Source organism: Bacillus sp. NH11B (assembly GCF_001884205.1).
Lineage (GTDB): Bacteria > Bacillota > Bacilli > Bacillales > Bacillaceae_G > Bacillus_A > Bacillus_A proteolyticus.
The window spans coordinates 1-224 of record NZ_MAOG01000086.1 but is presented as its reverse complement, the minus strand read 5'-3'; the positions used below and the strand labels follow the sequence as shown (position 1 = coordinate 224).

1 protein-coding gene is annotated in these 224 nt (G+C 31.7%); it reads right to left on the bottom strand.

What is annotated here, in order from left to right; all coding sequences use genetic code 11:
- Positions 1 to 126 (bottom strand): helix-turn-helix domain-containing protein (locus BAU27_RS12250; RefSeq protein WP_153020471.1); only part of this gene is annotated, 126 nt, incomplete at its 3' end.
- Between the last annotated feature and the right edge of the window lie 98 nt (positions 127 to 224).

The window sequence follows — 224 nt, the reverse complement described above, 5'->3', positions numbered from 1 at the left end:
TGCATTATCCCATAGAGATAGGAAATGATTGAATACAAAACGAGAACAGCCAATCGTTTTATTGATTAGGGTTGCTTGTGCTTTATTTGGATAGATACGAAATTTATATGCTTTATTAATCATCATTCATTTCACCTCCATTTCGATATGTGTCTATTATACAACAAACATACATTCGATAGGTAGTGAAGTAACAGTTTATGTATGTCGAACAATTAAGATGG